Below are 17,216 nucleotides of genomic sequence, written 5' to 3'. Positions count from 1 at the left end.
TTGTCATTATAAATGTTTTTTCGCTTTATTGACCGCAAGTAAAAACTGCGGGATTTTCAGCATACGCTTTGCGCGTGTGGGCTGTGTAATTAAGCGGTGGAACCATTCAAGGTTTAGCTTGATAAAGATGTCTGGGGCGCGGTCGACATTGCCTGATAGCACGTCAAAGCTGCCTCCAACACCCATCATAACAGTATGCGGAAATTTCTTTTTATGAAGGGCAATCCATTCTTCTTGTTTTGGGGCGCCGGTTGCGACAAAGATAAAATCGGGCTCGGATACGGCAGCTTTTGCGGCAACTTCATCACCGTCTCCATCATTGCCATAGCCGTCGCATACCCCGACAACATCGATTTGTGGATACAGTTCTTTTGCTTTCGTTGCGGCTTCCTGTGCGACGCCTGGTTTTGCACCATAAAAGAAGAAGCGATTATGGCCAGGTGCAGCTGTGTTCATAAATTCATGTACAAGCTCATAACCAGGAATGCGTTCAGCGATTGGTGTGCCGAGCATTTTTGCGCCGATTACAACGCCAATACCATCCGCCACGACATAGCTTGATGCCTTTAGTAAACGTTCGTAGTTATAATTTTCTTTCGCTAGCATAATAATTTCTGGATTTGCGGTTACGATTGTAATCGCATGCTCCGTATGAAGCAGTTCATTCAGCACATGCGGCACAAATTCGCTTTTCGTCGTTTGCGCCACGGGTATGCCGAGAATTGGTACAGTGTTCATTACATAACCTCACTTATCTCATGTTTCTTCTATTATACATGAGAAATGTGTCAGTTATTTTACGATTACTTTATCGCCCATTATCTCTTGTACCCAGTGAAGATTTGTATAAGGTGCTGGTGTTTTTCCTTCTACCTTCGCAAGAGGGAATACTTTATACATGCCACCATCTTGAAGTACAGCGGATGCTTTAAAGATTGGTTTATCAACCGTTACATCATCGCCTTGCTTCGTAATACGGAAGCTCGCAGCACCGCCGACCATTGTCTCTACGCCACTTGTGATCGTTGCGTAGAAGTTACCAATTGAATAAAAGACGCTTGTTTTATGACCGTCTTTACCGACAATTTCATCATAAGGTTGGATAACATGTGGGTGTCCACCGAAAATAATATCCCCACCGGCTTTATTGATCACCTTCGCTAAACGGCGTTGCTCGTCATTTTCCTGTGTCACATATTCACTACCCCAGTGCATATTGACAACGACGACATCTGATAATTTTTTGATGTCACGAATTTCGCGTTTAATCTTCGCCTCATCAATATAATTTACTAAGTATTCTTTGTCCTGTGGCACATTGTAGCCAGGATTTGTGCCGTATGTGTAGCCAAGTACACCGACTTTAATGCCATCGATATCAACGACGCGTGGCTTGTTGGCATCCTTTTCAGATTGGTAAGCACCGACATAAGGAAGGTCGTATTTTTCGATATTTTTAAACTGTGTACGCATACCAGGTTCGCCATAATCCATGACATGGTTGTTTGCAAGATTGACCATATCTGTACCGGCTTCTTTAATATCGCGTAAAATAAATTCAGGACTTGAGAACTTAGGATAGCCAGATAGCGCGAAATCATTGCCAATTGCGAGTGATTCTTGGTTTGCAATTAAATAGTCATAGTTTTGTAATGTTTTTTCCATAGGTTGTAGTGCCGGGCTGTAATCTTTGTAGTATAGAATTTGAGTATGTAGTAATACATCACCGATCATTGCTAAGCGTACAGTTGTTTTCTTTTCTTCCTTTGGCTCTGTTTTTTTGTCCTCAGCAGGGGCAGTTACTTTCTTTTCTTCCGTTGCAGTTTTCGCAGATTCATCTGCCCCGTTTGAACATGCGGCAAGAAGGGAAGAAGCCAATAGAATCGATAAAAATTTTTTCAAAAAATCTCAACCTTTCGTCAAATATTGTTAATAAAATATGCTATGATAGTACGTGTAAATTTCCAGTAAATAAAAGATTTTTTCCGCATAATTTAGGAAATTTTACTCATTAACTATTATTCATGAAACTTGCGCATTAATCAATGCGTCATTAGAACTTAGTATGAATTTTAGAAGTAAATAGGGAGCGTGGATGTCGTGACAAATAATAAACGGTATAAACCCAAAAAAGCATCCATTAAGCGAATTGTCATTTCTCTTATTTTGATTTTTGCAGTATTCGTCGGCATTTATGCATTAGTTACAAGCGATAAAACAGCCAACGATGATAATCAAAGTATTCACGATGTACAAAAAGCGGAAAAGGATAACACAAGTGACAAAGATAAAACAAAAGACGAAAACAAGGACCAGACAGAGCAATCAACATCTGGGACAGTATCTGCTGATGACATTACGGATAAAGGGAATAGTGAAGAGGGCGCTAGCAGTACAGTAACGACTGATAGTGATGAAATCGGACCTACGACAACCGAATCTTCTCCGGAGACAACAAATGAAGCGGAAACAAATGTTGTTATGCCAAAAGAAGATAAAGAAACAATTGTAGCAAACGCAATCACAAAAACGTATACAATTTATGCGACAGGGGAGCAAGGCTCTGGATTCTTAATTAATACGAAAGGTGATATCGTCACAAATGCGCATGTTACAGAATTAACAGGTACCGGCAACACAGCGGATGTCGTTGTAGAAAATTCACAAGGACAAGAGTTTAATGGTCGTGTAATCGGTATTGATGACACAACGGATGTTTCGGTAATTCGTGTACCAGATTTAGCGGGTAAAAACCCAATGGTTATCGATACAGCACAAGCGGTTGTAGGAACTGAAGTTGTTGCAATTGGTAGTCCCAATATGCATAGCAACACAACAACAACAGGTAAAATTACAAGTGTAGGCGCCAACTTTACAGATGGCTACGCTTATCGCAATTTGTATGAAATCACAGCTAAATTAGAAGCGGGTTCAAGTGGTGGCCCATTAATTAATAAAGCAACAGGGAATGTAATTGGCATCAACTCTATCATTTTAACAGACCATCCAGAAATTGGCTATTCAATTCCGATGGCGAATGTGATGGATTTAGTGAATAAATGGACAGCATATAGCGATGAAATCGTCTTTGGTCAACATGATCCTGAAGATGAAATCACACCAGAAGGCTCGATTGCATTAGATGAAGAAAATGGCTTTAGCGTACTTGAAAGCTATGTCGATTCACTATACTTGTACATTAATCAAGAGATCGCTTATCCAGGACAACGCACTTATTTAAGCATCATGCAAATCGATAGCGCTGGCGACCAAAAAGCCATCGATACGTTTGGTGAATATTCAACAGAGGATAAATCAAACCAAAAATTAACGTATAAAATGATTGGTAAACCGAAATCAGATGGCGACAAAGTATATGTAACCGTCGAATCTGTCCTCAACTATACAAAAGACGGTAAAAAACAAACCTTAACACAAAATATTACGTACGAATGGGTATTTGAATATGACCAGTACTACGTATCAGATATTATCGTTAATAGCTCTACAGATACAGCGGATGAAGTCATTGAGCCGAGCGGTGAATCAACAGAGGATCCAAATACGGCTGAACCAGAAGAGGACCAACCGCAAACACCTTCAACAGATGAACCAACTGAAGAAGAAGAAGAGCCGATTACACCAAGTGGCGTAGAGGATGAATCACCAGACACTGAAGAAGGCGATTCTGAAGCTTCTAATGGTGAGCAAGATACAGAACAACAACCAGCAACAGATGATGCAGAAACAGACGCAGAAACATCTGATACGGCACAATAACAACGAAGGGGCTCATTGTAGCCTCTTTTTTGTATAAGAAAAGCGCTTGTCCTTCAAAAAATTGAGGGATAAGCGCTTTTCTCTTATATACATTGTTAGTGTTTTTTAGAAATTTATAGATGAAAATTAACGGAAAGTACCGAAGCCTACGATACGTTTATTCCAGTAACCATCGTAAAGGTTAGAGTATTTCACTTGTTTGCCAGCTGCGTGTAATAGACGGTTGTTACCAGCGTAGATTGCTACGTGTGTAATTGAACGGCCATTACCTGAGAAGAATACTAAATCGCCAGGTTGTGCAGCGTCTTTAGAAATCTTTTTAGAAGCTGAATACTGAGCACCAGAAGTACGAGGTAAAGATTTACCTAAAGTGTTTTTGTAAACGTAGCCAGTGAAACCTGAGCAGTCAAAGCCGCCTGGTCGTGTACCGCCCCATACGTATGGCGTGCCTAAGAAGCGTTCGCCGTATGAGATAACGTTAGATGTATCAGCAGATACTTTTTTCGTTTCTGTTAAGTAAGAAGCATTCATCCAACCTTTTTTACCGTTTGCCGTACCGTATACCCAAGTCGTGTTGCCGATTACTTTTTTGGCTGTAAGGCGAACTTTTTTACCGTTTTTTAATGTTTGAACTTTTGCTGATTTTACGTTTGCTGCTTTACGTACGTTCAGTGAACCGTCATAAGAATAAACGAATTTTGTAGCAGAATAGTCTTCTTGTTGTTCAGAAGCTTGTGCCTCGATTGGTTCATTTACTGGGTTTACTGATGTGAATGCTAGTGATAAAGCAAGTGCGCCTGCAGTGAATGCTGTCGTTAGTCCTTTAAAATTCATGTAATAATTCCTCCAAATAGTTAACAATGTTTTTTTATGTATATAATGCGTTGCGTTTACGTTCTGTAATTAAATTTCCTGACACTAACTTTATAGAATTTGAGAATCACTCGCAACCGCATTTTAGTTACAGTTGTATTACAATTATGTAACAAAGGTTAGCTTATTGAAAAAATAACATTAAAATAGTATTTATTTTTCATTACAAATGAATAACAGCATAAATATATCATTTCGTTTTTTGTAAAAAGAAAGGGATAAATGACAGAAAACATCATTTATCCCGATTTTTTTTATAAACGGCCGTAACGAACGAATGAATCCCGCCAATATTTCAGGTCCGAAATACCGATTCCCTTACTTAAAGCAGAAATAAATTTACCATTTCCTAAATAAATTCCGACGTGACTAATGCGACCTTGCATACCGGAGTAGGTTCCTTGGAAGAACACAAGATCGCCTATTTTAGGAGAAGATACAGAAGATGCCATACTCGCATAACCAGCTGCTGTTTTACGTCCACCTAAATTCAGCCCAGCTTCTTTATAGACATAATAGATATAACCCGAGCAGTCAAATCCATTCGGTGTAGAACCACCAAAAACATAGGGCACGCCTGTATATTTTTTAGCAATATTTAAAATGCGTTGTGTAGAATACGAAACTTTTTCAATGGATTGGTTTGTTGCCGTTATTTTTTCAGGTGCTTTTGAAGCAGTTGTCGTTTTTGTTGAGCCTTTAATTTTTAACTTTTGCCCAACGAAAATTAAATCTGATTTTAAATTATTTAACTCCTTTAATGAAGAAACAGACATATTATACTTTGATGCGATGACACCGAGTGAGTCACCGCTTGCGACACTATACGTTTTTGTTTTAGTAGAAGAAACAGGTTTTTTAGAAGCTGGTTCCTTCTTAGGTGTTGTAGGTTTTTTTGAAGTTGTTGGTTTTTTATTTTGTGTGACATCTTTACCTGTTACTTTTAATTTTTGGCTAACGTATATAAAGTCAGAGGACAGCTTGTTTAGCTTTTTCAACTTCGCAACGCTCATATTATATTTCATCGCAATAAGACCAAGCGAATCGCCACTTTTTACGGTATAAGTTGACGTGGTTGTCGTTTTTTTAGTCGTCGTCATTTTACTAGCGGCTTTTTTAGTTGCAGGTACTTTTAATTTTTGGCTTACATAGATGCGATCGCTCGTTAAATTATTAAGCTTCTGTAGTTTCGTGGTAGTTGTGTCATGCTTTAGTGCAATAAGACCAAGCGAATCTCCTTGCTGTACCGTATAAGTTGTTGTTGCTGCTTGGGCAGTTTGTCCGAACGTCATCGTTGCGGCACCAATTGCGAAAGCTGAATATAAGCCTCTTTTCATAGGGACTGTCCTCCTTGATAAATGTAAATTAATGGTTTTAAATATATCGTATTGCTTAATTAAATTTATTCTAGTGAAAAAAACATTTTTCGACAAGAGGTTTAAGTTAAAAGAGGAGGAATGAACGTACTTTGATTTTAGTCCTATAATTAACGAGGACATTAACAGTCTTTTTACCTATATGATAACTAGGTAAAAAAGAACAAAATACTGATATGTTTATTTATACGTTATTTATTTTTTAAATTAGGTATAAAAGCTCTGTTTTTAAATTTAAATGACTATATTTTTGTCATTTTTTAATATAAATAAACGTTTAACCTTAAAAAATGCCTAAAAAAATAAAAAAATCTTGAAGCATAACTCAAACAATAAATGATTTAATATACCTTGTTTTAATAATGATTAAGCTGCCATTTTAAGTTAACATTAGCTATATAGTAAATACGACATGCATTTGTAACAATGCACATTTTTCTATAGTATTTTTTTGATATAACGTTTATACATGCTAAAAATTAAATATGTCAGAAAATATAGATTATTATGAATAATAATGGCTAAATGATGCAAAAGCCGTTTACTTTTAAGTGCAGTAGTAATAGAATGAAAAACTAAGCTGAGAATGCTTATGGAAGCTGAATTTTTGGAGGGACAACATATGGTGGGACAGAATATTATGCGTAATCTAATCGTTCATACGCCGTCAAAGCCGGGGAATCTCGGGAAAGTGACAACGGTAATTGGGGCGCATGGTGGCGATATTGGTGATATTAAAACATTAAAGGTAGGGACGCTGACGACGATTCGTGACATTACGTGTACGGTCGAGGATGCGACAGTACTTGATACGATTGTCAAAAGCATTAATGCGCTTGGCAATGGCATCGAAGTACGTGCCATTTCAGATGATGTATTAAAAGCGCATGAAGGCGGTAAAATTCATATGACAAGCCGCATGGATTTACATTCGATTGAAGATTTACGCCGCGTTTATACACCGGGGGTAGCGAGTGTATGTGAGGAAATCCAGCGTTCACCTGAGAAGGCATCTTATTATACAAGTATCGGGAATACGGTAGCTATCGTGACAGATGGTACGGCGATTTTAGGCTTAGGTAATATCGGGCCGGTTGCCGGGATGCCTGTAATGGAAGGGAAAGCTGTGTTATTTGATCAGCTTGCTGGTATTAGCGGCGTACCGATTTTATTAGATACGAGTGACCCAGATGAAGTCGTTGAAACGGTGAAGCATATTTCACAGGGCTACGGCGGTATTTTATTAGAAGATATTGGCTCACCACACTGCTTTGAAATTGAGGAGCGCTTAAAAGAAGATTTATCGATTCCAGTGATGCATGATGACCAGCATGGGACAGCGGTTGTGACACTTGCGGCGACGCTATCTGCTTGTCGCTATGCGGGCGTTGATATTAAGGATGCGGTTGTCGGTCAAATTGGCTTAGGTGCAGCGGGACTAGCGATTTGTCGAATGCTGATGGCATATGGGGTGAGTGAAGTATACGGTACGGATCCACAAGAGAGTGCGGTCATGCGTCTTCGCCAATACGGCGGAAATGTGCTAAATTCTATAGAAGAAGTAATGGCGCATTGTGATATCGTCATTGCTACGACAGGTGTGAAGGGCTTAATTGACCCATCACTTGTACGCGAGGGACAAATCATTTTAGCGCTATCAAATCCTTATCCTGAAATTTCTCCAGAGGATGCGATTGCGGCAGGGGCAGCCTATGCGGCAGATGGTCGTTTAGTGAATAATATTTTAGGGTTCCCAGGTATTTTTAGAGGGGCACTAAATGCGAATGCAAAGGATATTACGTATCCGATGCTCGTTGCGGCAGCAGAGGCGCTAGTGGAGTGTACACGTCATGGTGATCTTGTACCACCACCACTTGATCATAACGTGCATAAAATCGTTGCTAAGGCGGTAGAGCGTATTGCATTAAAAGAAATGGTACATGAAGGATAACATAAAAAAGAGGCTTTGATAGACGTGTAAAAACAACCGCTCTTATGAATATAAGAAAAACCGGAATCGCGCTGTGGCGCGGTTCCGGTTTTTTGTTGCGAACGCTAAAAAAGGAACAGGACGTATTTGTCTCCGTCTCTTTTAGTAGGCATTATTTTGCTTTTAAGTTTTCAACAGAATATACGCGACCTTCGCCATCTTTAAAGACGATGTGGTCATCTGTAAATTTCGTTGGCGAGTCAATACCAGCAGCCGCAGCTACACGGAATAACCCTTCACGTAAGTTGATAATATAGTTTGTAACACGGAATTTTTTCTCTTCGATGACAAGACCATTTTGAAGTTTTGGATCTGTCGTTGCGACACCTGCAGGACATTCATTTGAACTACATTTTTGTGCCATAATACAGCCTACAGAAATCATAAAGCCACGTGCGATATTAATTAAGTCAGCACCAAGCGCAAGCACAACGGCTGCTTTATCGGCCGTAATTAATTTACCAGAGGCGATGATTTTCACACGGTCACGCACACCGTATTTATTGAGTGCATCATTTAATAAGACGATTGCTGAGTGAAGTGGTAGACCAACAGAGTCTGCAAGGTCTTGGAAGGTCGCACCTGTACCACCTTCACCACCATCGATTGTAATAAAGTCTGGACCCTTACCAGTTTCTTTCATATAGCGTGCTAAATCGTCTGCATCCTCAGGAGCCCCTAAAACGATTTTGATGCCGACTGGTAGGCCAGCTTCAGCGCGCATTTTTTCAATGAAGTTAAATAAAGATTCAAGGTCATGGAACTGGTGGAAGCGGTTTGGTGAGTTGATCGTTTTACCAACTTCTACACCACGGATTTCAGCGATTTCAGGTGTTACTTTATCGCCTTCAACGTGACCACCACGTGTTTTCGCACCTTGTGCTAGTTTTAATTCAAATGCTTTTACTTGTGGGATTGCTGCTTTTTCTTTTAATTTTTCAAAGCTAAATTCGCCCTGTGCATCACGATAGCCGAATAAGCCAGAACCGATTTGTGCGATTAAGTCTGTGCCACCTGCTAAATGGTGAGGAGACACGCCACCTTCACCTGTGTTCATCCAAGAGCCTTCTGCCATACGAATCCCTTTAGATAGAGCTGTAATCGCGTTTTTACCAAGCGCACCATAACTCATGGCAGATTGACCGACCATTGAGCGTACGCGGAATGGCTCGCGGCAATTAGGGCCTAATACGACCGCATCTTCTTCAGGTAATAGCCATGGTTTCACTTTGACTGTTTCTGCATGTTCTTTACGACCAAATAATGTATCTTGGTCCATAATGTATTTTTGAGATTCAATAACTTTACTATTGTCTACGCGCATTTCATCGACTTGCTTTGTAAACATCGCATTGCGAATGTAGAAGCCCTTGTCTTCGAAATCGCGTTTTGAGCCGAATGAAATAACGCTGCCTAAATATTTACCTGGTAATACGATGTGAAGGAAATCTTCACGAGAAAATGGCTTCCCTTTATTATCATCGTCGAATAAGTACTGACGAAGCTCAGGGCCAATTTTTTCAGTTAAATAACGAATACGTCCTAAAACGGGGAAGTTACGTAAGATTGCATGTTGGTTTTGTTTGCGGTCAGTAAGGAAGAAGATTCCAAGTAAAATGACCGGCACTAAGATGACCAATGCGATAATAACAAGCAGTACGATTGCTAAAATCGATGTCCAACTCATATATGTCACGTCCTTTAATTTATTGTCGAAAATGTGAATTCATATCATAACGGAATCAAATATATCACAATAAGAGATTAATTCAAGCATTTTAGAATAGACAGAATGTTCGGACGGCGCTTCTTTTGAAAGCGTTTGCAAGAGAATCTAATTAAAGCTGTAATTTTCTAAGCTAACCCAGCTTTTGCTCAATAAAAAAAGACGAGGAATTTTCCTCGTCTTAAAAAAGTTTTAAGCGTGTTTTTTTTCGTTTACGAATAGTGAAATGACATAGCCGATAATTGCGCCGATGATACCTGGGATTAACCAGCCAAGACCCATTTCAAATAATGGCATGCCACTAACGATATTTTCATACCATGTTGGAGCAATTCCTGCAGCAGCTAAGCCATCGTATAATGACCAGATTGCTGTAAATAGCATACCGAATAAGTAAACGTACTTGCTATCACCGAACCATTTAGATGCTAATGTTAGAAGCATTAGGATGATTGCTGGTGGATAGATGAAGAATAATACTGGTAATGAGAACGTAATTAATTGAGCTAAACCGATGTTTGCGATAAATGTAGTGAAGATCGCGAAAATCCAAACCCATTTTTTATAAGATAGTGCAGGAATGATTTTGTTGAAATACTCAGATGCCGCTGTTAATAAACCGATTGATGTTGTTAAACATGCTAGAACGATTACTGCTGTTAATAGGATATTCCCGAATTGACCGTATAATGCATTTGCAGAGTTTGTAATGATGTCTGAGCCTTGCTCAAATGCACCGATTGTTTGGAAACTTGAAGAACCGATGTAGCCAAGTGATAAGTACACAAGTGCTAAGCCGATTGCTGCGACGAACGCTGCAAATACTGTTGTTTTGATGACTGTTGCTTTTTCGGTTACGTTTTTACCTTTTAATGCTTGGATAATCACGATACCGAAAATTAATGCGGCAAGGAAGTCCATTGTTAAGTAACCTTGTTTGAAGCCTTCACCGAATGCATTGTCGATATAAGAACCTGTCGCTGTGCCAGGACCATCCATTGGTGTCACGATTGCTTTGATTGCAAGCGCTGCAATGACTAATAGAAGAATTGGCGTTAAAATTTTACCAACGCGGTCGATTAGCTTGCTTGGGTTCAGTGCAAAGAATGTAGTTAATAAGAAGAAAATTACCGTAAAGATAGCAAGTGGCCAAGAAGCGGCTGCTGCTGTCTCTGAAAGGAATGGCTTCACACCTAATTCGTACGATACAGTCCCTGTACGAGGTAGGGCGAATAATGGCCCGATTGTTAAGTAAACAACGGCTGTGAAAAAAATACCGAATGCCGGGCTAATTTTACCCGCCATATCTTCAAGTTCGCCGCCTGATTTTGCGACGGTAATAACGCCTAGTAATGGAAGCCCTACACCTGTAATTAAAAAGGCAAAGATTGCTACCCAGAAATGTTCACCTGCTTGTTGGCCAAGTTGTGGTGGGAAAATAATATTACCTGCACCAAGGAACAAGGCGAACAACATGAACCCTACGGAGATTTTTTCTCCAAATGAAAGTTTTGTCATATGTACAACTCCTCTTGTGATGCAATCTTCGAAATGTTCTGATAAATAAGTCTGGAAATCAGGAAGATTGAAAAACTTAAAAAATTTGTTTTGTCTGAAAATTTAGATTAAATTGTAAATAAAATCACTTCAATATACTAACATGAATAAATGAATAATGAAATGTTGAATTGTGTGATAAATCGAAAAAAGGTGTTAATGACTAATTTTTATTTCTTTATATAGCATATTTAGACATAATTGAGTAAGGCGATTTTACTGTCTTGTGATTTTTACTATCTCAAAAGCCACCTATATATTGCATTTTTAATTTTAAATTGTTGAAAAGGGGCTTTCCATAAGTCATTCGGTCCAAAAAAAATGGGTGATTCGTACAAACTGTAAAAAAAATAAGGACTATTGATAAGTAGACGGAAAATAACCTGTAGACAGCAACCAAAAGACGTCAAAAACGTTCTCACCTATGTTGACAACATTTTGAGAAGTGTTCTACGGACGTGAATCGTGCTATAATACAAGATGATTTATGAAAAAATTTGCATAACCTACTATTTAACATAGATAACAATATAAATTTATATAGAAGGAAAGGAGATAAGGCATGTTTTACCTGTCATTGGCGGCGGCTTTCATCGCATCCATCATTTTCACACCTCTTGTGAAAAAACTGGCCTTCCGAATAGGTGCAGTTGACAAGCCTAATCATCGAAAAGTGCATGCGAAAATAATGCCGCGTATAGGTGGTTTAGCTATCTTCTTAGCCTTCCTCGTAGCTGTACTTATTTTAAAACCGACAAATCCAGCGATGATTCCCATTTTAATCGGTGCGTTTATCATTATTATTACGGGTGTTGTCGATGATATGCTGGAGCTATCTGCAAAGGCGAAATTTTTAGGCCAAACAGTAGCAGCAGCAATCGTTATTTACTTTGGCGGCATTCAGATTGATTTTATTAACTTACCATTCGGCGGTATTTTAGACTTTGGTTACCTAAGTGTGCCACTGACATTGATTTGGATCGTCGGTATTACAAACGCTATTAATTTAATTGATGGCTTAGACGGTTTAGCAGCAGGGGTATCAACGATTGCACTTGTGACACTGGCAGCAATGGCCTTCGTTATGGGCAACACGTTCGTACTCGTTATGGCACTTGTACTGGCGGTAAGCTGTATTGGCTTTTTATTTTACAATTTCAATCCTGCAAAGATTTTCATGGGGGATACAGGCGCATTGTTCCTTGGCTTCATGATTTCGGTGCTCGCATTACTGGGCTTTAAAAATGTGACGTTTGTGTCGCTTGTTATTCCCATTGTGATGCTAGGAGTACCGATTTCGGATACGTTTTTCGCCATCGTACGTCGCTTACTGAATAAACAGCCACCCTTCCAACCAGACAAATCGCATTTGCATCACCGTTTACTAAGTATCGGCTTTACGCATCGTCAAACCGTTATTATTATTTATGGGATTGCGGCGATGTTTGGTTTAGCAGCGGTCATCTTCTCGATGGCAAAGCTGTGGGGCGCTATTTTACTTATCCTCGTGCTACTCATTGCACTGGAGATTTTTGTTGAGGTCATTGGCTTAGCTGGCAATCGTTACAAGCCATTATTAAAACTTGTAAGAAAAAAGTAGAGAAGAAGGATGACGAAGAATAAATTCGTCATCCTTCTTTTTTTCGTTCATTTGAAATCGCCCATAACCTCAAGGAGCGTCTTTTGGCTACAACATATTTTAAAATATGTGCCAAAGCAGGCGTATTTATATAGGATAAAATCCTTGTTTATCACGCATCTTGCATAAAGCTGTCAACGAAAATTTTTATTTACGATTTTTTAGCAGATTCCTAGCATGATTCAGAAAGGAAGGGGGCCTGTTTTTGCCCGAAAACGACAAAAACAGGTCTATTTTGACGCACTGCGGGGTAATTTTAGCAGTGAATGATTAGTGGAATGAGAAAAAGCTGTCATTTATTTTCATCATTAGAAAATGCGCCATTTCACAGATCTATTGCAAGCTGCAGCCTTCGAATAAAGCCTAAAATTACCTAAAACGGGCCCTGAAAACAACTGAAACAGGGCGAAAATCGAGCGCTACGGGGTGATTTTTGCCGATATTTTCAAAAAGATTGTGCAAAGTTATCATAACTATCGCCACTCGATGCGTAATTATTTGATGGAATGGAAGCTTTGCGCAAATAGTTAGCCTTTTTCTAGCCCTATTCACTTACAGATGACACTTATTGAAAAATATGTCGTATGTAAAAGACGCTTTCTGAGGAAATCACGAAATTGCGAAGCCGTGTTGAAAAAAACGTATTCATACGAAATAAAAATGAAAGTCATTTGAGATGAAGTTAGCTAGTGTACTAGTGAATTAAATGATGAAGACATGTGGGGTTAAAAATAATACGCAAATTTATCCATGGATGAAATGGTATCAATACTTGGCGAGGAAGCGTTCTACGCCAGTCTAAAGTGCGAAACGTTTTATCTTGAACGGTTTAAACGACAAATAACGTTGTCGTTTAAACCGTTCAAGCATACATCAACTACGATGATCATACGTGAATTTTGGCAAAATTAAACCACCTTTCTCCAGGTGAATATCGGAAAAAGGTGGTTTAATAAGAATTTGACGGTGATTCCTAGGAAAGCGTCCGTCCAATTCAGATGAAAGATAGTATTTTTTTGTTTGGCGTTAATTACCAGAGCCAGAGCTATTATAGTTGCTTTGGAATCCAGTATTTTGTTCAGTTGTAGGCTCTTCTATTACTTCTTCATCTTCTGAAAGATTAAGCTTCGTATCTATCGTTAAGCCTAAATGCTTTTGTAATGTTTGACGTGTTTCGAGCAAGCTATCATCTTGTAGTAGATAGTAATAAATGCCGCTCGACATATCATCACTGCCTTTGAGTGATAGGGAATCGATGTTTGGCATGCCGTTTTGTAGGTATGCGAATAATGATTTCATTTCATCAAATGTCATATCTGTTTGCATATTATTGCCGACAGCTGCTAATACTTTATCGTATTTTGTAAATGATGTGACAGATGTTGCTTTTGACGCAATGGCTTCTAAAATCATTTGCTGGCGCTTGCCGCGCTCGACATCGCTATCTTGGTGACGGGTACGTGCAAGTGCTAAAGCTTCGCGGCCATTCACTTCTTGTGTACCTGGCATTAAGTGAACTGTGCGCTTATCGTTTTCGTCGAGCTCATTAATTTCATAAGGGACATCGACTGTCACGCCACCAAGTGCATCAACGATTTCAATGAAGGCATCAAAGTTTACACGGAAATAGTAGTCAATCGGCACATTCAGTAGGCCTTCAACGGTTTCACGTGTTGCATCAATGCCACCGTATGCATGGGCATGTGTGATTTTATCTTTGTAACCAACAGTTGGAATGTACACGTAAGAATCACGCGGAATACTTACTAGTTTGATAGATTTATCTTTATTATTCAGTGTTGCGACAAGGAGAGCATCTGAGCGTGAGTTGCCTTCGCCTTGGCTGCGTTTTTCACTATCGTCAATGCCGACGATCATGATGGAAATATTGTCTGTTAGTGGCTGAACGCTTTCATCACGTAACTCCGATTTTGTACGAGAATTCTCGACGTACGCATTCTCAGCAGCTTTTTTACCTGAATGAAATAGGTAGTAAATATAGCCGCCGCCAAATGTCAACAGCAAAATTAAGACAACAAGCAAGATTTTCCAAAGACAGCCACCTGATTCTTTCTCTTTCTTCTTACGCTCTTGGCTTTTCGATGTGCGAGATTTCGCATGCGATTTTGCCTTTGACGTAGAAGTAGATGAGCTGCTCCGGGCTTGTTGTCTAGTGCCTTTCTTCTTCTCTGGCATATAGTCAAGCTCCTTTGTAAGGGGAAATGGTTGAAAATTCTAAAAATATTCGTATTATACAACGGATATTATTATACTATGCAATAAGAAATCCGTAAAACGAATTTTAAGTACGGTCAAACTCTAAAAATATGGACTTTACATAATCGATTTGCGTTTGTCCATTCGAAAGGTCGGTCATCCAAGACTGGAATAGCTCGTCCTGTTCTTTAGGAACAAGTACGGTCAGTTCGACGTTTTCAGCATAATCAATGTGGTCTAGTATATAGGTAGAATTGCGAAGTTCATTTTCTAACTTTCCGAGCAATGTGTAATCAGCAATTACTTTTAGCTCATGGTGTAATTTACGTTCTACAACACCAGAGGCATCAATACCTACAGTTGTTGCTTTTCCGTATGCGCGCACTAATCCACCTGCGCCAAGTTTAATACCCCCAAAGTAACGGGTAACAACTACTACAGTATCTTTTAAGTGCTGTTTCTTTAAAACTTCAAGCATTGGGACACCAGCTGTACCACTTGGCTCACCGTCGTCGCTTGCTTTTTGGATTTGGTCATGCTCGCCGATTAGGTAGGCAGAGCAGTTGTGATTGGCGCTACGATGCTCTTTTTTAATACGCTCAATAAATGCTTGCGCTTGTTCTTCTGTTTCCACACGAGCACAGTGTGCAATGAAACGTGATTTTGAAATGATGATTTCGTCGCTTGCAGAGGATTTTAATGTTAGGTAATTTTCTCTCATTTGATTCTCCTAGTAGAAATTTAATGTAAATGATACAATTGTCATCTTTTTAACGCAGGATTTTTATGTGCTTATATCACAATAATGGTATAATTATTGTAAAGAATTTTAGATTTTTGATGTCAGTACTACAAAATACATGCTATTCTATAAAGTATGCATTGTGAGGAGTATTTAGTATGGTTAAAGGAAATAAGATTGACATTCAAGTATTAGATAAGATTTTCAATAGTATGGTCGAAACGATTGATACGTCTAAAAATGATATTTTCACGATTAGCGAGCAATCGCGTCAATCTTTTGAAGAAATGAAATTAGAGCTCGGTATTGTACGTACCAAATTGCAGGACATTATACAAGAAAATGATATGCTAGAAGTTCAGGTAAAGCAAGCTAGAGCTAGACTTGCGGAGGTTTCTCAAAACTTCCGTATTTATTCTGAGGAACAGGTGCACCAAGCGTATAATGCAGCAAATACATTTCAAATTCGTCAGTCTGTTGTTCAATCAGAAGAAAAATTGTTACGCGGACGCCGGGATGACTTAGAAAGAAATATGCGAGGCTTACTTGATACAATTGAAAAAGCCGACCAGCTTGTAAACCAAGTCAATGTAGTACTGAACTACTTAAGCGAGGATTTAAAAGATGTTGGTCCTGCTCTTAAGAATGCAAAAATGAAAGAGGATTTTGCGATTCGAGTAATCGAGGCGCAAGAGGAAGAGCGCAAGCGTATTTCGCGTGAGGTACATGATGGACCGGCGCAAATGCTTGCGAATGTGTTACTTCGCACAGATTTAATCACACGTTCATATGATGAAAAAGGTGTAGAGCGTGCGATTCAAGAACTACGTGATTTAAAAGGGATGGTGCGCGATACGCTACATGAGGTTCGTCGCATTATTTATGACTTACGCCCAATGGCACTAGACGATTTAGGGATTGTGCCGACGCTGAAGAAATATTTAAATTCCGTGCAAGATTATAATGAAGGAACGTATATTGAATTTAGCTCACGTGGTGAAGATCGTCGTATGCCGATGAATTATGAAACAGCCATTTTTAGACTTGTACAAGAAAGCGTGAATAACGCCATTAAACATGGCTCTGCAAAAGAAATTCGTGTGAACTTTGAATGGCTTAAAGAAAATGTTAATATTTCTATAAAGGATAATGGTACAGGGTTTGATATGGCGCTAACAAAACAAAATTCATTCGGTATCGTTGGAATGAAAGAGCGCATAGATTTATTAGATGGTACTATGGATATACAGTCCGAAATCGGACAAGGTACGAGAATTATGTTTATAATCCCCATAAAAAAGGGAACATAACCTTTT

12 protein-coding genes are annotated in these 17,216 nt (G+C 39.1%); 4 read left to right on the top strand and 8 right to left on the bottom strand.

Annotation, left to right across the window (positions count from 1 at the left end):
* Positions 1-6: 6 nt before the first annotated feature.
* Entirely contained in the window at positions 7-738 is a 732-nt protein-coding gene (locus QI30_RS11815; protein WP_126990901.1) for a WecB/TagA/CpsF family glycosyltransferase, read from the bottom strand.
* A 54-nt stretch (positions 739-792) separates the two neighbouring features.
* The gene (locus QI30_RS11810; protein ID WP_020189167.1) at positions 793-1,902 is read right to left on the bottom strand and encodes a CapA family protein; all 1,110 of its coding nucleotides are present in this window, start codon (positions 1,900-1,902) and stop codon (positions 793-795) included.
* A gap of 198 nt (positions 1,903-2,100) precedes the next feature.
* Between QI30_RS11810 and QI30_RS11805 the strand changes: the two genes are divergently transcribed.
* Positions 2,101-3,780 carry a S1C family serine protease gene (locus QI30_RS11805; protein WP_126990900.1) on the top strand — a complete coding sequence of 560 codons (1,680 nt, stop codon included), beginning with the start codon at positions 2,101-2,103 and terminating at the stop codon, positions 3,778-3,780.
* A 126-nt stretch (positions 3,781-3,906) separates the two neighbouring features.
* On the opposite strand, the gene QI30_RS11800 is transcribed toward QI30_RS11805, so the two are convergent.
* A complete protein-coding gene (locus QI30_RS11800; RefSeq protein WP_126990899.1) occupies positions 3,907-4,614 on the bottom strand; it encodes a C40 family peptidase in 708 nt (235 codons plus the stop codon).
* Between the two features lie 293 nt (positions 4,615-4,907).
* The gene (locus tag QI30_RS11795; RefSeq protein WP_126990898.1) at positions 4,908-5,990 is read right to left on the bottom strand and encodes a LysM peptidoglycan-binding domain-containing protein; all 1,083 of its coding nucleotides are present in this window, start codon (positions 5,988-5,990) and stop codon (positions 4,908-4,910) included.
* Between the two features lie 661 nt (positions 5,991-6,651).
* Between QI30_RS11795 and QI30_RS11790 the strand changes: the two genes are divergently transcribed.
* Positions 6,652-7,980: an NAD-dependent malic enzyme gene (locus tag QI30_RS11790; protein ID WP_020189170.1), complete on the top strand. Its 1,329-nt coding sequence runs from the start codon at positions 6,652-6,654 to the stop codon at positions 7,978-7,980.
* 151 nt (positions 7,981-8,131) lie between these two features.
* Here the strand turns inward: QI30_RS11790 and QI30_RS11785 are convergent, their stop codons facing one another.
* Positions 8,132-9,706, bottom strand: a complete 1,575-nt coding sequence (locus tag QI30_RS11785) for an FMN-binding glutamate synthase family protein (protein WP_020189172.1) — start codon at positions 9,704-9,706, stop codon at positions 8,132-8,134.
* Positions 9,707-9,937: 231 nt separating this feature from the next.
* On the bottom strand, positions 9,938-11,263 hold the full coding sequence (gene brnQ, locus QI30_RS11780; RefSeq protein WP_126990897.1) for a branched-chain amino acid transport system II carrier protein: 1,326 nt from the start codon (positions 11,261-11,263) through the stop codon (positions 9,938-9,940).
* A 601-nt stretch (positions 11,264-11,864) separates the two neighbouring features.
* Between brnQ and QI30_RS11775 the strand changes: the two genes are divergently transcribed.
* Positions 11,865-12,902, top strand: a complete 1,038-nt coding sequence (locus tag QI30_RS11775) for a glycosyltransferase family 4 protein (protein WP_020189174.1) — start codon at positions 11,865-11,867, stop codon at positions 12,900-12,902.
* Positions 12,903-13,967: 1,065 nt separating this feature from the next.
* Here the strand turns inward: QI30_RS11775 and QI30_RS11770 are convergent.
* Positions 13,968-15,137: an LCP family protein gene (locus QI30_RS11770; RefSeq protein WP_199754672.1), complete on the bottom strand. Its 1,170-nt coding sequence runs from the start codon at positions 15,135-15,137 to the stop codon at positions 13,968-13,970.
* A gap of 106 nt (positions 15,138-15,243) precedes the next feature.
* Entirely contained in the window at positions 15,244-15,879 is a 636-nt protein-coding gene (locus tag QI30_RS11765; RefSeq protein ID WP_020189176.1) for a YigZ family protein, read from the bottom strand.
* A gap of 179 nt (positions 15,880-16,058) precedes the next feature.
* Here QI30_RS11765 and QI30_RS11760 point away from each other — a divergent pair, with 179 nt between their 5' ends.
* The gene (locus QI30_RS11760) at positions 16,059-17,210 is read left to right on the top strand and encodes a sensor histidine kinase (protein WP_126990896.1); all 1,152 of its coding nucleotides are present in this window, start codon (positions 16,059-16,061) and stop codon (positions 17,208-17,210) included.
* The last annotated feature ends 6 nt before the right edge of the window (positions 17,211-17,216 follow it).

The sequence above is a fragment of the Candidatus Kurthia intestinigallinarum genome (genome assembly GCF_003991225.1).
In the GTDB taxonomy this organism is placed as follows: Bacteria; Bacillota; Bacilli; order Bacillales_A; family Planococcaceae; genus Kurthia; species Kurthia populi.
This window is presented reverse-complemented; position numbering and strand designations above follow the sequence as displayed.